The organism is Vibrio sp., assembly GCF_984391705.1.
Window position 1 is genome coordinate 1 of record NZ_CFHWOM010000022.1, and the last position, 19,736, is coordinate 19,736.

Consider the following 19,736-nt stretch of genomic DNA (forward strand, 5'->3'; position numbering starts at 1 on the left):
CCAGTTTGATAAGGATGCGATCGTTAGTGATACCCGCATCGTTGTACATTTTAACGAGTTGACGTGCTTTCGCTACGCTGCCTTCCATATCGTAAGATAGACGCGCATCTACCTCAGTAGAGATACGGCCAGGGATAGTTTTTAGGATTTCTTTACCAATGTTTACCGCTAGCATGTCACAAGTATCTTGTACTTGTTGTGCTTTGTCGTCGCTTTGCGCTTTAGCGTATTCAATTGAAGCATCGATTAGAGGTGCATACTCTTCGATTTGAGCTGCTTTCAGGATTAGAGAAGGGTTAGTTGTTGCATCTTCTGGTTGGTATTTTTTGATTGCGTCAATTTCACCAGTGTCTGCTACTACAGTCGTTAGTTTACGAAGTTGCTCTAATTTGTTGCTCATTCCGATCATCCTATTTCATGGGTCTCATACATTATAAACAATGTATGTAGAGTGCATTTGCAAGCGAGTCAACCAATAGTATTGAACAAAAACTACCAGTTAACTTTAAACTTTTTAGCGTCAGAACAATTGTTGTGAACATTTGCTCTGTGCTTGAGTAAATGATGGGTTCATAATTATCTCAACTCGTCAGAAAGTCAATCGTTCTAATAGGGTTAAAGTGACATTCATCAACTATTTTTTTCTTTTGCTGTTGCGCAACCCTGTGATAAACGTTTGCCCTTTATCGGTAAGGCTTAGGCTACTAAATAAGTGACGATTATGTGAGCTGAGAATATGTAATTCTTCTGAGCAAATGTTGATGTTTTAGTTGGATATGACATATGCTACAGCTGTGAGCGCTTGTAACACTGTTGAGCGTTAATCTAAAGCTAGGAATATTTATGACTAAAGTCAGTAACGATGTATCTGATGATAATACGGACTTGTTGACCGAAATTTCGGTTGCTTATTACCAAGATGGCGCAACGCAAGAAGAGATCTCGAAGAAGTTTTCGGTTTCTCGTGCCAAGGTAGGTCGAATGCTTAAGCAAGCAAGAGATGAAGGTATTGTAGAGATCACGGTAAAGTATCACCCAGTTTTTAGTGCCAAGATTGAGCAACGACTGATCGAACGATTTGGAGTAAAAAGAGCGTTAGTGGCGCTTGATCAACCGAGTGAAGAGCAGCAAAGGCTCCAAGTCGCTGGCTTGGTCTCAAAATATATGGCGAGTTCCATCCAAAATGGGTCGGTTGTGACTGTTGGGCAGGGGCGTAATGTTTCTGCGGTTGCTCATCACATGGGAGTAATTCCTCAGCGTGATGTAAAATTTGTCTGTGGTATTGGTGGTATCCACCCTCGCGGGGGCATGTTCAATGCCGATCATATATGCCGTCAATTTGCGAAAAGCTATGGTGGCACTTCTGAAACGCTCTACGCACCAGCCTATGCAGAAAACCGAGAACAAAAGCTTGCCTTCATGCAGAATGCGACAGTTAAGCAAACGCTAGACTTAGCGCGCAAGGCGGATGTTGCACTCGTTGGTATTGGCGATATGAGTGAAAACAGCTATATGGTCGATTTAGGTTGGTTTACGGCTGGTGAGGTTGTTCAATCACGTATGCTACAAGGCGTAGTAGGTGATTTTGCCGGTTACGATTTTTTCGATATTCATGGCAACGCGGCGAAAACGGTAATGAGCGACAGAGTCATTGGTTTAGGGATTGAAGAGTTTCGTCCAATAGCAGAAGTCATTGCCATTGCAGCGGAGAACAGTAAGCCACTCGCCTTGTTAGGTGCGTTAAGAACGGGTGTAATTGACGTTATTGCTACAAGTGTAAGTAATGCTTTAACGGTCCTGAACCTTGACGAACAGATGAAATAAACGAATTTTCAATATGTTGCTTTGCAACTTGTGTAATAGGGATGCTAAAGACATTAGATGACTCGCATCCCTATTTTGTTTGGACGTAAAAATTATTCGACCTTGATTAATTAGTAGTCAGATTAACAAGGAGAATAGAATGAAAAAGACAATCGCTGCTGCCGCTTTGGCAAGTATTATGAGTGTATCCGCTCATGCACAGGATAAAGTCGTTGCTGGTTACTTTGCAGACTGGCAATACAATAACCCCGACAATCCTTACCAAGTTAAAGATATCCCCGCCGAAAATCTGACTCATATCATCTATGCGTTTCTTAGTATGTGTGGTCCACACACTGGAGCAAGTGAAGCGATTCAAAAGCAAGTCGAAGGGCACTGTGAGGGAAAAGAACCTTTTAGCGCGATAGTGGTTGATCAACAAGCTGCTCTAACTGAAGACTTTGGCCCAGTGTCGGTGGATGTGGATTACAAAGGTCACTTTGCTCAATTAGCGCAGCTAAAAAAAGATAACCCAGAGCTCGTTATCTTACCTTCATTCGGAGGTTGGACAATGTCAGAACCTTTCCATGCAATGGCAAAAGATCCTAAAGCGATCGAGCACTTTTCAAAAACCGCGGTTGAGTTAATCGCTCAATATGACTTTTTCGGCGGTATTGACTTAGATTGGGAGTATCCTGGTGGAGGTGGTTTAACGACATCTCCTTGGAATCCTGCAACCAAACTAACAGATGAACAAAAGGCGAGTGAACGAGAAGCCTTTAATCATTTGGTGAAAACACTGCGTGCTGACTTAGACGAGTTAGCAAATAAAACCAAACGTGAATATGAACTTTCTACTGCCGTTGGTGTTGGGGCAAAAGCGCAGCAAATCGACTGGAAAACAGCAAGCCCTTATTTAACCAACATGTTTGCCATGACCTATGATTTCCTAGGTGGTTGGGGACAACAAACAGGTCATACGACAAACCTACATGCGACCGATCGTAGTTGGTGGGGAATGGGTGCCGATGTGTTTATTAATCAGATGATCGACGCAGGCATTCCTAGTGAGAAGTTGGTCATTGGCGCTGCATTTTACGGGCGTGGTTGGCAAGGAACTCAAAGCTATGACGGCGGATTGCCAAACGGTGAGCTTCTATCTGATAGCGGTGCGCAATTTGGTACAGGTGAGAACGGCTATTTTATGTTCTGGGATCTCGTCAATAACTACGGTGCGAAACAAGGTTATCAATACAAGTATGATGAACAAGCGCAAGCGCCATATTTATGGAATCCAGAGAAGAAAGTGTTTATTTCATTTGAAGACCAGCGTTCGATCAAAGCAAAAGCTAAGTGGGCGAAAGAGTCAAAATTAGGCGGAATTTTCACTTGGGAACTGTCTGGTGATCCTAGTGGCACTCTAGTTGAAGTTATGAAAAAAGAGATTCAGTAATACTAAGCCCCAGCAAACGCTGGGGCTTATTCATTATTCAATTGGTAACTCTTCCCGCTGTCCCCACTCAGTCCATGAACCATCATAAACGGACAAATTTTCATAACCGCATAAGTGTGCCGCTAACAGCACAATAGCCGCAGTCACGCCAGAGCCGCAACTAAAAATGGTGGTGGACACTTCTCTAGAGAGTACTGAAGAGAGTATTTCTTGCAGTTCGTCGATTGGTTTCAACTTATGACCATTCATCAGTTCTGCGAACGGTTGGCAGACAGAATTAGGAATATGTCCACTGCGAAGCCCAGCGCGAGGCTCGGGCACTTCTTTATTAAAACGTTGCCTAGAGCGCGCATCGACGGTTAACGAATGACCATTGCCAATCTCATTTAATACGAGGTTTGCGTCAACGAAGTAGTGAGGATTCAAGCTACCAGTAAAGTCACCCAGTTTATGCGGTTGGTCGTATTGTTGGACGGTTTCAAAGCCATGTCGTTTCCATTCAGTGAGACCGCCATCCAGAACATAAACTTGTTGATGCCCCATCGCTTTTAGCATCCACCAAGCGCGAGGAGAGGCAAAGGTACCGCTGTTATCATAAACCACAATGACAGAATCGTTGTTTAACCCAAGTTCTTGCGCTAAACCAATGAAGCGTTCCTCAGAAGGCATCATATGGGGCAGGCTATTTTCAACGTCGCAAAACTCTTTGTCATAGTCAAACCGAAGCGTGTTAGGAATCAGGTTGATGGTATCTTTTTCAACCTCGCCTGGAATCTGAAAGTTGATGCTAGCATCAAGAACAATTAAATTTGGATTGTCCAGCTGCTGATTAAGCCATTCTGGGGTAACAAGCGGTGACATACAAATACCTTATGATGTTAGTGAGAGCACTTTATGACTGTATAGGATATTACGTCGGAAAATACACTTTGCTCTTGCTGAATAGTGACGCGCGAATCTTTGGGACAATCTATTTTTGCATCCGACTGGACGAGCAAGCTTTGATTGTGTTCAGTCACAACATTAAGATAGCGTCGGTGTCCATCTAAAGATTGGGTTAGGGTCTGAGAGAGAACAGTCGCCTTGATTAATTCTGCTTTAGGTTGAGGCTGAAACCAAAGTACGACGACAAGCAGTAGTGAGCAAAGTAACAAGGCGATAAGGTAGATTTTGGGGTTATTCATTATTACTTTACCGCCTATAGACTAACTACATACTGAGCAAGTAGGCATCTTCATTAATTTCATCTCTCGCCATGACATGCTCATTGCATCTAGCATTAAGATTTTGCCTTGCTTCGGAGTTCCATACCCAGCTATGACTTTAATCGCTTCCATCGCTTGCACTGCGCCAACAATACCAACAACAGGTGCCATCACTCCTGCTTCTACGCAGCTTAGTGCAGCGTTACCAAACAACGAGCTAAGACATTCATAACAAGGTTGCGAAGGATCTTGGTAAGTAAATACGCTTACTTGACCTTCCATCCGTATTGCAGCCCCAGATACGAGTGGCACCTTGTTTTTATAGCATAAGCGGTTGAGCTGGTTACGTGTCTCGACGTTATCTGATGCATCGAGTACTAATGTATGTTGTGATATGAGCGACTCAAGTTCACTATCGTTAAGCCTCTTGTCTATACTATCGATATCAATATGAGGATTGAGTTCCTTAAGTGCATTCGCAGCTGATACCACCTTTTTGCTTCCAATATCGGAGTCGTGGTGAAGCACTTGTCGTTGCAGATTCGATAACTCAACAACATCATCATCAATCAAGGTGAGTTTACCAACACCTGCAGTGGCAAGATATTGACTTGATGCACAACCTAAACCACCAGCTCCCAAAATCAGTATTGAGCTCTGTTTAAGTGCTTCTTGCCCATCAAAATCAAATTGCTTAAGAATAATCTGGCGATTGTAACGTAGCATCTCTTGGTCAGATAAAATCTCCAATGAATGCTCCTAATATAACGTTGCGTTAAACAGTTGGATGTTGACGGTTTCCCCAATTTCAACTCGCCCACGTTCTCGCTCCAATACGACAAAGCAATTCGCTAAGCTCATCGAACGGAACGCCCCCGAACTTTGATTGCCAGTGGTTTCGACAACGAATTTACCATCTTCGATACTGTAGATGCCGCGTTGGTAATCGGTACGACCTGGGCCTTTCTTAAATGCACTTTTCGTTGTTGCAGGGATAGACTCTGGCGCTTTCCACTCGGTGTGTCCAGCCAGTTTTGCCAACATTGGTTGTACGAGTACGTACATGGTCAAAACAGCGGATACCGGGTTGCCAGGTAAGCCGCAGAACCACGCTGTCGAAAGTTTACCAAACGCGAAAGGCTTGCCTGGCTTTATGGCGAGCTTCCAGAAACCGATTTGACCAAGCTCTTCTAAGATATCTTTGGTGTAATCCGCTTCACCAACGCTGACGCCACCAGATGTAACAACCACATCAGCAAGAGTTTGTGCTTTTTCAAACGTCGCTTTAAGTTGCTCTGGGCAGTCTGGAATAATGCCAAGATCGATTGGTTCACAACCAAAGTTTTCGATCAAAGGCTTAATTCCGTAACGGTTACTATCGTAGATTTGACCTTCTGCTAAAGATTCACCGAGAGGCATGAGCTCATCACCGGTAGAGAAAAATGCGACGCGAGGCTTACGAACGACCGTAACATGGCTAATACCTAGGGTTGCGATCATCGGAATATCACGTGATGTTAGACGGGCGCCAGCGGGTAGTACCACATCGCCTTGTTTGATGTCATCGCCAGTCGGTCGGATGTTGTTTTGTGGCTTAACGTCAGTTTGATTGAACTGGATACCAGACTCTACAACCTCGGTGTTTTCTTGCATGATGACCGCATCACAACCTTCTGGAATCTTAGCGCCCGTCATAATTCGAACGCAGTAACCTTGAGGCCAGTCACCTTCAAAAGGCTGTCCCGCGAAAGATTTACCCGCCAAAGGCATGATATTATTGCTGTTTAGATCAGCGATGCGAATGGCATAGCCATCCATTGCCGAGTTATCGAAAGGCGGCACGAAGATCGGAGAAAGTATGTCTTCGGCGAGGACATAGCCAATGGCCTCGGCAAGTGGAAGCTGCAAGGTAGTTTGGATTGGTTTAATTGGCGACAGCATCTTATCCATCGCTTCTTCAATTGGCATTAAGCCAGGAGCGTCACAACAGCCCATATCGAAATCCTAATCTTCTGTTTTTATCAGTCTAATGTTGCACACTTTATCACATAAAGAAGAAGCCGATCATGACCTCAATTAACAATACCAAGGTCATAGAGGGTAGTTTGAATAAAACTTGTGCGCAAAAACGAAAAGACTCTCCCAAAGTAGTACTCACGTATAACCGACCAAATACGCTAATGCTAAAGAATTAGTATATTCAACTATACTCAACCTAAATACTAATAATTGTTGTTGGCTGCTTAATACTTATCCAATCATTTAAGGTATGAAAGGCGAAGGAGAGCCATATGCTTGGTAAATTGATTAAACAAACACTGCTGATAGCATTTCTGATAACTTCTAATCCAGCGGTGGCACAAGAAAAGATTGTTAATGTCGGGTTTGTGGTCGGTATACCACCTTTTGTAATTGGCGATTCAGGGATTTTAGTCGATATCGTGGGGGAAGCTTTGAAGCGTTCAGGTTATACGATTTCAAATTATAAGTTTCCCAGTAAACAGTTCGATCAAGATCCCCTGAACGCGTTCAAAGAGCTCGATGTTTTTGTGGGCACACCATTAACGTTCCGAGTTAACTACTCTTACGGCAAAGTGTATGAATTCGATAATGTCGCAGTGTCTAAATCTAGTAATCAGCTAACTATTGATAGAGTTTCGGATTTGAAAGGTAAATACATTGTTGGCTTTAATAACGCGAGTCAGCATTTGAAAGAACCATTTACGACTTTCTACAACCAAGAACTTGCCGATTGGGAAGGGTACAAGGAAATTGAAAATCAGCAAGCTCAGTTTGATATGTTGATGAAAGATCGCGCCCAAGTGATCTTACTAGACCGCAGTATGGCTTACTATTATGCAAGTAAGGCTGGCGTGGAGAACATGCAAGGCTTTACATTTCATGAAATCTTTCCTTTGAAAAACACCATCTATGTTGTTGGTCGTGATCAAAAATACATCAAGATAATCACATCTAATCTCGAACAAATGCAGAAGGATGGAACATTAGATGCTCTAATTGACGAGTACCGATAGCACAATGAACATCGGCCAATCGATCAACAAAAGGCTAACATTGCAGATAATCATGTTTAGTACGCTGGTAACGCTGTTTGTAACGGCGTTTCAGCTCTACTCAGACTTTCTTGTGGCAAGAGAAAGTATCAAGGTTAGCCAAAAATACATATTTACTTCTTATAAAGATGCGTTGGAAGAAAGCATATGGGTTCTAAACTCTGAACTTATTGAGTCCCAGATTAACGGGATTATCAGTATACCGGATATCAGCTATGTCCGAATTGAAGTCGAAGGGGATAAGCACTGGGAACTGGGCGAACCCAAAGATAAGCACATTCTAGAACAAACCCTAGAGCTCGAATATTCCTACATTAATCAAAAAGCGATTTATCTTGGCAGGCTAATTGTTCAATCCGATTTGTGGGTGATCTACAACAGCCTTATCGATAAAGCGTTGGTAATCTTGCTATCTAACGGCTTTAAAACATTCATTGTGGCAGGCTTTATCATCTACTTGGTGAACACGCTTGTGACTAAGCCTTTAAATCAAATGAGCGCGTACTTTAAGCAATATCGCTTCAAGCATGAAAATCCGCCAATGATTATTGAACGTAAAGCGGCCAACGATGACGAGATTGATTTTATGATTACCATCGTCAACCGGATGTGCAGTGAACTTAGTCAGTCTTACGGGACTGTGATTGAGTCTCGTCGGCAACTAGCGCAGGCTTTGGCTGAGAAGCAAGTGCTGCTTGAGCAAGAGATTAAATTCAAAGAAGACCTTGAATTGATGGTTCAAGAAAGAACCAAAGAACTGGAAGCGACGTTGTTGGAATTGAAGGAAACACAAGCAACGATGATTGAAAATGAAAAAATGGCTTCTTTAGGTAACCTAGTGGCTGGCGTCGCTCATGAGATTAATACTCCTCTTGGTATCAGCATTACCTCGAGCAGTTTTGCGTCTACGGAAATAGACCACATCATTAAAGACTATGAAGAGGGAAAGCTCGAAGCGTCAGTGTTTACAGAGTCAATGAAAAGCGTTTCCGAGTCCTTTGACATCTTGAATACAAACCTACAACGCGCTGCATTATTAGTCTCTAGCTTTAAGCAAATAGCCGTAGACCAAACCGATGAGTCAGCATATCAATTTTTTATTAAAGAACACGTTGAAAAATTGGTTGTCTCTTTATCCCATGAGTTACGCAGAAAGGGGGTAACCGTCGACGTAATATGTAATGAAGGGTTAAAAATAGAGAGTTATACCAGTGCATATATTCAAATATTTACAAACCTCATTACCAATAGTATCAAACACGGTTTTGAAGATTGGGATCGTGAAAAGTTGATTACTATCTCTATCTATGAAGAGCTAAATGACCTGATTATTGATTATCGAGATACTGGCCGGGGTATACCAGAGAGTGTAAAAGGTAAAGTATTTGAACCGTTTGTGACTACCAAACGCGGTACTGGGGGGACAGGGTTAGGCGCGAACATTATATACAATATCGTCAGTCAACGCTTAAATGGTAAAATTGAGTGCCTCTATGATGTTGAACAGGGAGCCCATTTCTTACTGACAATTCCTCTTAATTTGAACATAGACAGTAAAAGTACCCACGAAGTCCATGGATAAAATATGGGTGTAATTATTCAAAAATACGAGTATCCTTGTCTGCCATCCTAAAGGGGTAATGTAAGAGGAAGTCCAATGTCAGGTCTTAGCGAATCCGCGAAGTTGGTAAAAGATGCGCTAGAAAGCCGAGGATTAGAAACACCGATGGTGCCTAATCAGTTCACTCGAGAAGAGAAAAAAGAGAAAATTCAGCATCATATGCGTGAAATACTCTCTTTGCTTGAGCTTGACCTTACGGATGATAGCTTGGAAGAAACGCCACATCGCATTGCAAAAATGTACGTTGACGAAATCTTTTCTGGGTTAGATTATTCCAATTTCCCGAAAATTACGGTCATCGAGAATAAGATGAACGTGAGTGAAATGGTTCGAGTCAAAGACATTACAGTTACTAGCACTTGTGAGCATCATTTAGTGACTATTGACGGTCGCGCAGCGGTTGCGTACATTCCCCGTGGAAAGATTATTGGCTTATCTAAGATTAATCGCATTGTTCGCTTCTTTGCCCAGCGTCCACAAGTACAAGAACGTATGACTCAGCAGATTCTTGTTGCTCTACAAACATTACTCGAGTCAGATGACGTGGCGGTGACGATTGATGCCACGCACTACTGTGTAAAATCGCGTGGAGTAATGGATGCAACAAGCGAAACGACCACAACAGCTTTAGGTGGTATTTTTAAATCGAATCCTGCAACGCGTCACGAGTTCCTACACGGAATTCGTTAAAGTAGATTCGGTAAGATAAATTTCAAAAACCGCTTCCATCATGAAGCGGTTTTTACTTTTTAATCGCGCTATTCACACTGTAAATTGCGTGAAAAACACAAGGTATATCAGTGACAACTTCATTTAAAACGCTAAACCTAAGACCAGAACTTCTCGAAACGTTGGACAGTTTAGGTTATACAGAAATGACACCTATTCAGCAGCAAGCGTTACCATTGGTGTTAGCGGGCAAAGATGTTATCGGACAAGGTAAAACAGGCTCAGGTAAAACAGCAACCTTCTCGTTGGGGTTATTGAGCAACTTAAATGTGAAACGTTTTCGCGTTCAAACATTGGTTCTTTGTCCAACACGCGAGCTTGCAGACCAAGTGGCTAAAGAAATTCGTACGCTGGCACGTGGCATTCATAATATCAAGGTGTTAACCCTATGTGGCGGCATGCCAATGGGCCCCCAAATTGGTTCATTAGAGCATGGTGCGCATATCCTTGTTGGTACACCGGGTCGCATTTTAGATCATATGTCTAAAGGGCGTATTAGCCTGTCTGAATTGAATACATTGGTTCTTGATGAAGCAGACAGAATGTTAGATATGGGCTTTGAAGATGCGATAGATACCATCATCGAAGCGGCACCTAGCCAACGTCAAACACTTCTGTTCAGCGCCACTTTCCCTGACAACATCGAATCTCTATCTTCTAAAGTGATGATTGAACCTGAGATGGTGAAAGTTGAGTCGACTCACCAAAAGAGCACGATCGAACAGCGCTTTTTCAAGTTGAACACTACAGAAGAGCGTGATGATGCGCTCGAAGCCTTATTATTGACTCATAAGCCTGAATCATCGGTAGTCTTCTGCAATACCAAAAAAGAAGTACAAAACGTAACTGATGAGCTAAGCCATCGAGGTTTTAGTGTCATTGAACTCCATGGTGACATGGAGCAGCGCGAGCGTGAACAAGCATTAACCATGTTTGCCAATAAGAGTATCTCTATTCTGGTTGCAACCGATGTTGCAGCGCGTGGTCTTGATGTCGATAACTTAGATGCGGTGTTTAATTTTGAACTATCTCGAGACCCAGAAGTTCATGTTCACCGTATCGGCCGTACGGGTCGCGCTGGCTCAAAAGGGATTGCATTTAGCTTCTACAGTGAAAAAGAAGAGTATCGAGTAGCGCGTATTGATGAATACATGGATATACAAATTTCACCGTCTAGTTTGCCTGAGAAACCATTAGAGCGTCCTTTTTACCCTAAGATGCAGACGATTCAAATCTTAGGCGGTAAAAAGCAAAAAGTTCGAGCTGGCGACATTTTAGGTGCGTTGACGAAACAAGCGGGATTGGATGGTAAGAAAATCGGCAAGATCAATATTTTACCGATGGTTTCATACGTTGCGGTTGAGCATGACATAGTTAAACCGGCACTCAAACAGTTGCAAACCGGTAAGATGAAAGGGCGAAACTTTAAAGCTCGTGTCATGAAATAATTGAATAAACAAAGGAGCCTATCGGCTCCTTTGCTTTTAATGGGTGAATTTATAGGTAAGTCCAATGCTTGCAGACCACCCTAGATCGCGTTGTATTAGCGGTGAGGAGTTGTCATGGTGCTCCAGCTCAACTTTTGTTAGCCCCAGCCAATTGTCAGATAACGCATATATTCCTATTAACCCTGCCTGATAAACCCAGCTACTGCCTGCACTATATTCTTCGAGACCAGATTCATCTGATTCACCCGAAGAAATCGAATACAGATGATCAGATAGCTTTTTATCGCGATAATCGATTTCGACATATGGTGTCAATGTAAAGCTATTGAACGGCAAATCTAACGTGCGACCAAGGTGGAGTTGTATTTCATAACCATTATGCTCACTCGTTACATCATGTAAGTATGTCAATCTTGCTCCGACTGTACCCAGCGTAAAGCCGAGCTCGCCGTTTCCTTCACGATCGTTAATACCGGAAGGGATATCGTCGAAATCATCTGAAACCTGAGCAAACCGCCAATTACCGCTTATACCGACGTAAGGTAGAACTGAAACGTTTACTAGACTTCCATCAATGAACCCATATTCACCGTTGTAAAAAACGTTAGGCTCGGCAGAAAATCCAGCGCCATCTTTCTCCGAGAATACTGATTGGCCATAAGATGCGCTGCCGCCAATGAAACCAAAGTTATAGTATTGTTCCTGCGCAGAGACGAAAGAGCTAGATGCAAGAATAAGTGAGGCGATGAGTAAGTTTCGTTGAGTGGTATTCATAGATTTCTCCTTTAATCTACAAATATCAGAACGGTAAAACGAATAATTAATTGCAAGAGAAACAAATTACTTTGCTTAATTAACTCAAGAAAAAAGCCAACTGGTTAAAGTTGGCTTAAAGGTCGACATAGTGGATGGATTAGCTGTCGAATAGGTATAGATACTCACCATATCCTTCTTTTTCGAGTTCCGACTTTGGAATAAAGCGCATTGATGCGGAATTCATACAATAGCGCAAACCAGTGGGGGCGGGTCCGTCTTTGAATACGTGCCCTAAATGAGAGTCTGCAAATCGACTTCTTACTTCAGTACGAGGGTAAAGTAGGTGATAATCTGTTTTTGTTACAATGTAACCTTCATTAATTGGTTTGGTAAAACTTGGCCATCCTGTGCCAGATTTGTATTTGTCTGTTGATGAAAATAGTGGCTCACCGGACACAATATCGACATAGATACCTTCTTGTTTGTTATCCCAGTACTCATTTCTAAACGCTCGCTCTGTGCCTTCTTCTTGGGTGACATAGTATTGAAGCTCAGTCAGTTTGCCCTTTATTTCGTCTTCAGAAGGCTTAGTGTAAGGTTTCACCGACGCGGCCACTTTACTGTCATTAATCAATTGTCTAAGCGTCACTGGTTGCTCTTGGCGAGACTCGCCGAAAATTTCATCCAGGTACTGATCTCTTCCCGATGCGTAACGATAATAGTTGTAGCGAATTTTATTACGCTTGTAGTAGTCCTGATGATAATCCTCAGCAGGCCAAAACTTTTCGAATTCAATTAACTCTGTTTTAAGCGGCTTTTTAAACACACCAATAGCATTAATCTCGTCCATAAAGTTTTTGGCAATCATCTTTTGTTCGGCGTTATGATAGAAAACTGCTGGTCGATATTGAGGACCTCTGTCAACAAACGAACCTTTATCATCGGTTGGATCAATGTGACGGAAAAACTGGTCTAGAACTTGCTCGTAACTGACCGCTTTTGGGTCATACTTCACTTCTATAACCTCTATATGCCCTGATTTACCCGAAGATACTTGTTTATAGGTAGGGTTTTCTAGTTCACCGCCAGAGTACCCAGACACAACATCAAGCACCCCAGGAAGTTTCTCTAGGTCAGACTCAGTACACCAGAAACATCCACCTGCTAAAGTAGCAACTTCGAATCCTTTTGAAGTGTTTGCATACGAACTTTTGCTTTCAGCTGACCCAAAAAAAGACGCCATAACCGCCGCTAGGGCAATCGTTGGCAAAACAAACTTAAACTTCACTTTCATATCAACCTCATCGTTTGTTTTTGTTATCGCTATATAAGAAAGGGACAACTGAGAAAAAATTGCACCGACAAAGATTTTTAAGCATCTAGAGAAGAATAGATCAAAAAAGCGACACAAAGTGCCGCTTTTAAGTCATGTATATGAATGGCTGTTATCCAAGAGCAGGCAAAATACCAGCCGTGATTAATAACTGAGCACCGACAATCATAATACCTACCGCGCTACTCAATAATAGCGCCGTGTTGCCGCCTAATACTTGGTAATGTGAAGCATCTGCCTGGGTTCTAGCTTGTTTGACCATGAGTATAGGCAAAAAGATTGCGAGAATAACGAGCGCAATAGCTGCGTAGCCGAGAGCCATAATGAAGCCTTGTGGATAGAATAACGCAAAGCCCATAGGAGGAACAAAGGTGATTAGAGCGGTTACAATGCGGCTGTTACCTTTGTTTCGCTTTTTCAGAGTGTCGCCTAAGAACTCGAATAGACCTAAGCTCACACCCAAAAATGAAGTGAGTAGGGCAAGGTCAGCAAATATACCGATTGTTTGACCAAGGTTAGATTGATGAACAGTTTCAGAGAGTGTGCCGATTAAAGCACTAAGCCCTTGGTTATCTACGAGTGTTGCTTGATTAACTACACCCAAGGTCACAACTTGCCAAAAGATGTAAATAACTAGGGGGATCGCTGAACCAATCATGATTGCTCGGCGTAGCGATGGAGTGTGGCCGTCAAGGTAGTTCACGATCGCTGGAATACTTCCGTGAAAACCAAACGAAGTAAAGATGACAGGGATAGCTGCGATAACCAAGCCTTGTTCCATCGGCATACTTAACAGGTAAGATTCAGTCACATTTGGTGCTAAGAACGTTAGCACTAGCGCCATGGCGACGATCTTTACTGTGAATAAAATGCGATTCACTTTATCAACCGTTGCCGTTCCTATCGTAACGACGCACGCAACTATGATTGTAAATATCAACGTAGCAGAAGTCGAAGAGAGGTTTATCCCTGCAATAGATTGGAGCCGTTCACTAAACTGGGCTCCGCCACCAGCGATGTAAGCCGCGCACAATGCGTAGAAGAGAAACATCATTGAAAAACTGGCTACCCATTTCCCCTTAACGCCGAGAAACTGTTTAGCGAGTGTGTGTAGAGTAGCATCTTTGTCAGCGTGTTGATGAACTTCTATCATAAGCAGAGCCGTATAGGCCATAAGGCCCCATAGTACGAGCATGATTACGAGTGATGCTGTGAAGCCAATACCAGCAGAAGCTAAGGGTAATGCCAACATGCCAGCCCCAATAGTGGTACCAGCAATGATCAAAGTACTACCGAAAATCTTTGATTTAGTCATGTATAAGAATATTTACGTTATTGGTTGTTGTGTTTAGCTGTTATGGCTAATTTATGTTCAAAATAAAGCCATAAATGCTCATTAATGGACATTGTGTAAAATTATCATTACCTTTTCAAGCGAAATGTACATATTAATTACCAATGGTGTAATTAAATATTTACACTCAGATTTGTTTTTGCGATGCAAACGGTTACATGAGATTACAGTCAAAGCGTGAATACAATTTACTTTTTTCTTTCATAAAACTGTCATATAAGAGGTTTAAAAAGGAACAATAGACCGCATATACAAGTAGAGACTTGAAAACAGGTCTATAAAATTGTTTGTTAAAGGAGGTCAAAATGAGTGACCAAACATTGAATGAAGAATGCCTTGAACTGCTAGATGCAATGGAAATTGGCTTTGAGCTTTCTGATTATGAGCAATCAATCGAAGAGCTAGCAGAAGAAATCTTCAGTAAATAAAAGTAGAGGCTACACCTGTAGTCACCAGAAAGAGCCAGTGCAATCGCGCTGGCTTTGTGCTTTTATAAGCTCAACAATTGCCACTTGATACGCGCATAGACGTTAGGAGCCTTTTGAACTTTCTTGCCCACTTACATATAGCAGAGCACTCTCAATCGAGTTTACTTGGGAATTTACTTGGTGACTTTGTCAAAGGTGATCCTCAGGGTAAGTTTGACGACCAAATCGTTCAAGGCGTGCGATTACATAGGTTTGTTGACGCTTATACGGATAGCCATCAGCTCATTTTACAAAGCAAACAGCTTTTCCCAAATGGCCACCGTCGTTTTGCTGGGATTGCGTTAGATATGTTTTGGGACCACTGCTTAGCACGTGATTGGCAAAACTATCACGATTTAACTCTGAAAGACTTTTGTGACTATGCAGAGCAAACTGTTAATGGTACTCAAGCCTCGTTACCTGAAGCATTCGTAAGAACAAATTCGTTAATGTGGAAAGGTCGCTGGTTAGAGTCTTATCGTGAGCTTGATAATATAGAATATGCATTACAAAGAATGTCTCTTCGCTCATCACGGATGGGGAAGCTAGCTGAGTGTTACCCTTATCTTGAGCAGAATTACGCATCACTTAACCAAGTATTTTCTACCTTGTATCCGCAGATACTAAACGCTAGCAAGAGATTCTGATAGAATCGTCGACCTTGCATATATAGGTATCACGCATGTCGACTGAATTTGAATCACTTGGATTATGTCCAACGCTCCTTGGCACTCTAACAACGCTTGGTTTTAATCATCCAACAGAGGTGCAATCTCAAGCAATTCCCCATGTACTAGAGGGCAAAGATGTACTAGCCGGGGCGCAAACGGGTACGGGTAAAACGGCAGCGTTTGGATTGCCCATTATTCAAAAACTTCTTCAATCTGGCTCTGAACGTAATCCGCAAGGCAATGATGTGCGTGCCTTGGTCTTAGTCCCAACCCGCGAGCTGGCGCAACAAGTCTTTGATAACCTTGTTCAATACGCTCAGGGCACTGAGTTAAAAGTTGTCACTGCTTACGGCGGTACCAGCATGAACGTTCAAACGCGTAACCTAGAGCAAGGCTGCGATATTTTGATTGCTACTCCGGGGCGTTTGATTGATCACATGTTCTGCAAAAATATTAGCGTCGCTAAATCCGAATATTTGGTTCTAGATGAAGCAGATCGAATGTTGGACATGGGTTTTATGCCCGATATTCAACGTATCCTTAAACGTTTTAATCCAGAGCGACAAACTCTGTTTTTCTCGGCGACGTTTGATAAACGTATTAAAAGCATCGCGTATAAACTTCAGCAAGATCCTGTGGAAGTGCAAGTTTCTGCTTCAAATAGCACGGCTGAAACGGTCAAACAGATGGTTTACCCAGTCGATAAGAAGCGAAAAGCAGAGCTTCTAGCTTACCTAATTGGCTCTCGTAACTGGCAGCAAGTGTTGGTATTCACGAAAACCAAACAGGGCAGTGATGCTTTGGTTAAAGAACTTAAGCTCGATGGAATCAAAGCAGCCTCTATTAACGGTGATAAAAGCCAAGGAGCCCGTCAAAAAGCACTTGATGACTTCAAAGATGGCAAGATCAGAGCTCTAATTGCGACTGACGTTGCTGCTCGCGGACTGGATATCCAAGAGCTAGAACAAGTGGTCAACTTTGACATGCCATATAAAGCGGAAGACTATGTTCACCGGATTGGCCGTACAGGCAGGGCAGGTAAAGAAGGATTCGCCGTGTCGTTTATGAGTAGCGATGAACACTACTTACTTGAAGCGATAGAACGTTTGTTAGATACACGTTTACCGCAAGAATGGCTACAAGGTTTTGAACCAAGTTTAATTGAAGAAGTTGAGCCCGAGAAGTCACCAAGAAGAAAGAGCCGCTCTTCTGATAAACGTAAGATGAAGGCTAAGTTGAAAATCCATGCTAACCGAGGCAAAAAGCGCTAACCCGCTTGAATAAAACGATTGGACCGTAGAATGGAGCTCACTGAAATAAAGCTAACTTTAATCAAGGTTTCAGACGCAAATCAGTTGCTCGATTTCGAAATAAATAATCGTGAGTGGTTTGAGCAGTTTATCCCGCCAAGAGCGGAAGATTTCTACTCTTTGGAAGGGGTGACACAGCATATCCAAGAGTTTCTACTTGAATACAAGTGTAACAGGCTGCTGCCTTTATTGATTAGAAGTGCCGAGAGCCAGATTATAGGGCGCCTTAATTTCACTAATGTGGACCTAAAAAAGGGCACCGCTCACGTCGGTTATCGTGTCGGGTATGACGCAACATCTAAAGGGGTCGCGACATCGGCCCTCGCAATTGCGATAAAGGAGCTTGCTTCTAAAGGAATCAAACGTCTATTTGCATACGCTGACGTCAATAACCTCGCTTCCCGAAAAGTATTAATGTCTAATGGATTTGTAAAGGTTCGCATTGTAGACAACTATGCTGAATTGCAAGGCCAGCCAATAGATTGTATAGAGTTTACTTGCCTGATAAATGAACGATAAGGAAGTAATTTCCTTCAACATGCGGCCTTAAACGTGCGGGGGAGCTTATCGCTCCCCCTTTTATCATCATCGCTGTTAAGCGTACTGGGCTAATTGTAGCTCCCAACGTTTACGTTGCGAACTCAGTTCTTTCTTTATTTGTTGGTAGCGTAACTTCAGCAATGAGCACTCGTATTTTTCACTTAAACTGGTCTTTTTCGATTCTAACACCTGTTTTTTGATATCGTAGTAGTCACTCATTTTTGAGATCAACTGTTCGAACTCCTGGTTTAACGCATCCCTAAGCTGTGAAGCATTAGGTAAGGTTTCTATTTTACGCTGGGCTAGCTCGCGGCTCATCTTTGCACGCGCTTTTTCGATTTTCAGTTTGGGTGTGACGCGCAGCTTACGCGCTAACCCTAGCCACGAACAGCTCTTAATCAACCATTTGGTTGGATCGTACTGCCACCAGTAAATACCATTTCGGTAATCATTCTCAAAAATATGGTGATAGTTATGATATCCCTCACCAAACGTGAATACCGCGAGCACGCCATTGTCTCGAGCTGTATTTTTGTCTGTGTATGGTTGGCTACCCCAAATGTGCGCCAATGAGTTGATAAAGAAAGTAGAATGGTGACTCAGTACTAAACGCAGTACGCCTACAACAAGTAACATTCCGACAATATCCCCATAGGCGATACCGATTAGCAGTGGAATACCGAAGTTAGTGGCTAGAGCGAGCGGAATATAGTACTTGTGCTGCCACATCACGATCTTATCTTTATGCAAGTCTCGGCAATTACTATAGTCCGAGTAAGTGTTGGCATTGTATTCGCGCAGCATCCAGCCAATATGGGAGAACCAAAACCCACGTTTTGCAGAGTATGGATCTTTATCGTTATTGTCGACGTGTTTGTGGTGGATTCGGTGATCTGAGCTCCAATGAAGCGCACTGTTTTGAAGAGCAAATGCACCGCCGATAGCAAAGATCAATCGAAGCGTCCAATGCGCATCATAGGTCTTATGTGACCATAGACGGTGGTAGCCAGCCGTGATTGATAGGTTACAAAACGAAAAAGCGATGACAAACCACAGAAGGTGTTCTAGGCCATACCCAAAACTTAGTCCATACCAAGGAACGATAAACAGGGCAGTGATAAAAGAAGAGAGAAAAATAAAAATATTGAGCCAGATTAATGGAGGTTTACTCTCGGTGGACATGATCTTTTCCTTTGAGCTAACAGTTGTACGCTAGAATATCAGCGTACACGTGTAAGTCAAATTAGGACTGTTCAAACAGTGAGCTATGAATCGTAATAAAACGTAACAGTGAGATGTAAGCAACTCTGTTTTGTTTCAGAATCATTGGCTTTTCGTTAAATGTTTTATAGTATGAAGAGGTATACAATCCTTACAGGAAGTAATAAGGAACTACAAATGGAATTAAAAGTAGCTGAATATAGCGACTATGAACGTATCGCTTCGCTGCACGCACAGAGCTGGAAGCAGTTTTATCAAGGCATCTTAGGAAAAGAGTATCTTGATACAGAAGTGTTAGAAGAACGTCTCGCTGTTTGGCAAACACGTTTAATAAATCCCCCTTTTAATCAACATGTCATCCTCATTGAAGAGGGCGGTTTGCTGTGCGGGTTTATCTGTGCATTTGGCAATCATGACTTTGAAAAAGGGACTATTATTGACGCCCTTCATATAGACCATGCCTATCGAGGTAAGGGCCTGGGCGCTAAACTGGTAGAAGAAGTCGCCAAATGGATAAATCAGTTCTTTCCAAATAACGGCGTGTATCTGGAAGTGATGAAAGATAATCTTCAAGCAATCGAATTTTATGACCATATTGGTGGTGAAAATTCGCAAGAACGGATTTGGAATGCACCATGTGGTAGCAAGGTGACTGAATTGGTTTATTGTTGGAAATCCCCTTCAATCATGCTGCAGAATATCGAAAATCACACTAAGTGCGAATTAGTAACAGATTGAAACACTTAAACGC

20 protein-coding genes are annotated in these 19,736 nt (G+C 42.5%); 11 read left to right on the forward strand and 9 right to left on the reverse strand.

What is annotated here, in order from left to right; genetic code table 11:
• The coding region (locus AC4MRV_RS12610) for a transaldolase family protein (RefSeq protein WP_491187684.1) at positions 1-400 on the reverse strand (400 nt) is incomplete at its 3' end.
• Between the two features lie 443 nt (positions 401-843).
• On the opposite strand from AC4MRV_RS12610, the gene AC4MRV_RS12615 reads away from it, so the two are divergent.
• Together AC4MRV_RS12615 and AC4MRV_RS12620 are read left to right on the forward strand one after the other, a co-directional pair.
• Positions 844-1,824, forward strand: a complete 981-nt coding sequence (locus tag AC4MRV_RS12615; RefSeq protein WP_491187685.1) for a sugar-binding transcriptional regulator — start codon at positions 844-846, stop codon at positions 1,822-1,824.
• A gap of 139 nt (positions 1,825-1,963) precedes the next feature.
• Positions 1,964-3,256, forward strand: coding sequence for a glycoside hydrolase family 18 protein (locus tag AC4MRV_RS12620; protein ID WP_491187686.1), 1,293 nt, complete (start codon positions 1,964-1,966; stop codon positions 3,254-3,256).
• A 33-nt stretch (positions 3,257-3,289) separates the two neighbouring features.
• Here AC4MRV_RS12620 and AC4MRV_RS12625 read toward each other — a convergent pair whose 3' ends face one another.
• The 4 genes from AC4MRV_RS12625 to moeA are packed head-to-tail and all read right to left on the reverse strand — an operon-like array spanning position 3,290 to position 6,456.
• Positions 3,290-4,117 carry a sulfurtransferase gene (locus tag AC4MRV_RS12625; protein ID WP_491187687.1) on the reverse strand — a complete coding sequence of 276 codons (828 nt, stop codon included), beginning with the start codon at positions 4,115-4,117 and terminating at the stop codon, positions 3,290-3,292.
• Positions 4,118-4,134: 17 nt separating this feature from the next.
• Positions 4,135-4,440: a hypothetical protein gene (locus AC4MRV_RS12630; protein ID WP_491187688.1), complete on the reverse strand. Its 306-nt coding sequence runs from the start codon at positions 4,438-4,440 to the stop codon at positions 4,135-4,137.
• Between the two features lie 21 nt (positions 4,441-4,461).
• Entirely contained in the window at positions 4,462-5,211 is a 750-nt protein-coding gene (gene moeB, locus AC4MRV_RS12635; protein ID WP_491187689.1) for a molybdopterin-synthase adenylyltransferase MoeB, read from the reverse strand.
• Positions 5,212-5,220: 9 nt separating this feature from the next.
• The gene (gene moeA / locus AC4MRV_RS12640; protein ID WP_491187690.1) at positions 5,221-6,456 is read right to left on the reverse strand and encodes a molybdopterin molybdotransferase MoeA; all 1,236 of its coding nucleotides are present in this window, start codon (positions 6,454-6,456) and stop codon (positions 5,221-5,223) included.
• A gap of 296 nt (positions 6,457-6,752) precedes the next feature.
• Between moeA and AC4MRV_RS12645 the strand changes: the two genes are divergently transcribed.
• The 4 genes from AC4MRV_RS12645 to dbpA all read left to right on the forward strand — a co-directional run bounded on the left by AC4MRV_RS12645 (position 6,753) and on the right by dbpA (position 11,333).
• Positions 6,753-7,496, forward strand: coding sequence for a substrate-binding periplasmic protein (locus tag AC4MRV_RS12645; RefSeq protein ID WP_491187691.1), 744 nt, complete (start codon positions 6,753-6,755; stop codon positions 7,494-7,496).
• 52 nt (positions 7,497-7,548) lie between these two features.
• Entirely contained in the window at positions 7,549-9,117 is a 1,569-nt protein-coding gene (locus AC4MRV_RS12650; RefSeq protein ID WP_491187692.1) for a sensor histidine kinase, read from the forward strand.
• Positions 9,118-9,192: 75 nt separating this feature from the next.
• Positions 9,193-9,846 carry a GTP cyclohydrolase I FolE gene (gene folE, locus AC4MRV_RS12655; RefSeq protein ID WP_491187693.1) on the forward strand — a complete coding sequence of 218 codons (654 nt, stop codon included), beginning with the start codon at positions 9,193-9,195 and terminating at the stop codon, positions 9,844-9,846.
• Between the two features lie 110 nt (positions 9,847-9,956).
• Positions 9,957-11,333, forward strand: coding sequence for an ATP-dependent RNA helicase DbpA (gene dbpA, locus AC4MRV_RS12660; protein WP_491187694.1), 1,377 nt, complete (start codon positions 9,957-9,959; stop codon positions 11,331-11,333).
• Positions 11,334-11,369: 36 nt separating this feature from the next.
• On the opposite strand, the gene AC4MRV_RS12665 is transcribed toward dbpA, so the two are convergent.
• The 3 genes from AC4MRV_RS12665 to AC4MRV_RS12675 all read right to left on the reverse strand — a co-directional run bounded on the left by AC4MRV_RS12665 (position 11,370) and on the right by AC4MRV_RS12675 (position 14,737).
• Positions 11,370-12,107, reverse strand: a complete 738-nt coding sequence (locus tag AC4MRV_RS12665; RefSeq protein WP_491187695.1) for a MipA/OmpV family protein — start codon at positions 12,105-12,107, stop codon at positions 11,370-11,372.
• Between the two features lie 139 nt (positions 12,108-12,246).
• A complete protein-coding gene (msrB, locus tag AC4MRV_RS12670) occupies positions 12,247-13,383 on the reverse strand; it encodes a peptide-methionine (R)-S-oxide reductase MsrB (RefSeq protein ID WP_491187696.1) in 1,137 nt (378 codons plus the stop codon).
• Positions 13,384-13,534: 151 nt separating this feature from the next.
• Positions 13,535-14,737: an aromatic amino acid transport family protein gene (locus AC4MRV_RS12675; protein WP_491187697.1), complete on the reverse strand. Its 1,203-nt coding sequence runs from the start codon at positions 14,735-14,737 to the stop codon at positions 13,535-13,537.
• A 344-nt stretch (positions 14,738-15,081) separates the two neighbouring features.
• Here AC4MRV_RS12675 and AC4MRV_RS12680 point away from each other — a divergent pair, with 344 nt between their 5' ends.
• The 4 genes from AC4MRV_RS12680 to AC4MRV_RS12695 all read left to right on the forward strand — a co-directional run bounded on the left by AC4MRV_RS12680 (position 15,082) and on the right by AC4MRV_RS12695 (position 17,743).
• The gene (locus AC4MRV_RS12680) at positions 15,082-15,204 is read left to right on the forward strand and encodes a hypothetical protein (protein ID WP_491187698.1); all 123 of its coding nucleotides are present in this window, start codon (positions 15,082-15,084) and stop codon (positions 15,202-15,204) included.
• A gap of 113 nt (positions 15,205-15,317) precedes the next feature.
• The gene (locus AC4MRV_RS12685) at positions 15,318-15,890 is read left to right on the forward strand and encodes an acyl carrier protein phosphodiesterase (RefSeq protein WP_491187699.1); all 573 of its coding nucleotides are present in this window, start codon (positions 15,318-15,320) and stop codon (positions 15,888-15,890) included.
• A gap of 35 nt (positions 15,891-15,925) precedes the next feature.
• Positions 15,926-17,185: a DEAD/DEAH box helicase gene (locus AC4MRV_RS12690; protein WP_491187700.1), complete on the forward strand. Its 1,260-nt coding sequence runs from the start codon at positions 15,926-15,928 to the stop codon at positions 17,183-17,185.
• Positions 17,186-17,215: 30 nt separating this feature from the next.
• Entirely contained in the window at positions 17,216-17,743 is a 528-nt protein-coding gene (locus AC4MRV_RS12695; protein WP_491187701.1) for a GNAT family N-acetyltransferase, read from the forward strand.
• 75 nt (positions 17,744-17,818) lie between these two features.
• Here AC4MRV_RS12695 and AC4MRV_RS12700 read toward each other — a convergent pair whose 3' ends face one another.
• Positions 17,819-18,946 carry an acyl-CoA desaturase gene (locus AC4MRV_RS12700; protein ID WP_491187702.1) on the reverse strand — a complete coding sequence of 376 codons (1,128 nt, stop codon included), beginning with the start codon at positions 18,944-18,946 and terminating at the stop codon, positions 17,819-17,821.
• A gap of 216 nt (positions 18,947-19,162) precedes the next feature.
• On the opposite strand from AC4MRV_RS12700, the gene AC4MRV_RS12705 reads away from it, so the two are divergent.
• Positions 19,163-19,723, forward strand: coding sequence for a GNAT family N-acetyltransferase (locus AC4MRV_RS12705; protein WP_491187703.1), 561 nt, complete (start codon positions 19,163-19,165; stop codon positions 19,721-19,723).
• The last annotated feature ends 13 nt before the right edge of the window (positions 19,724-19,736 follow it).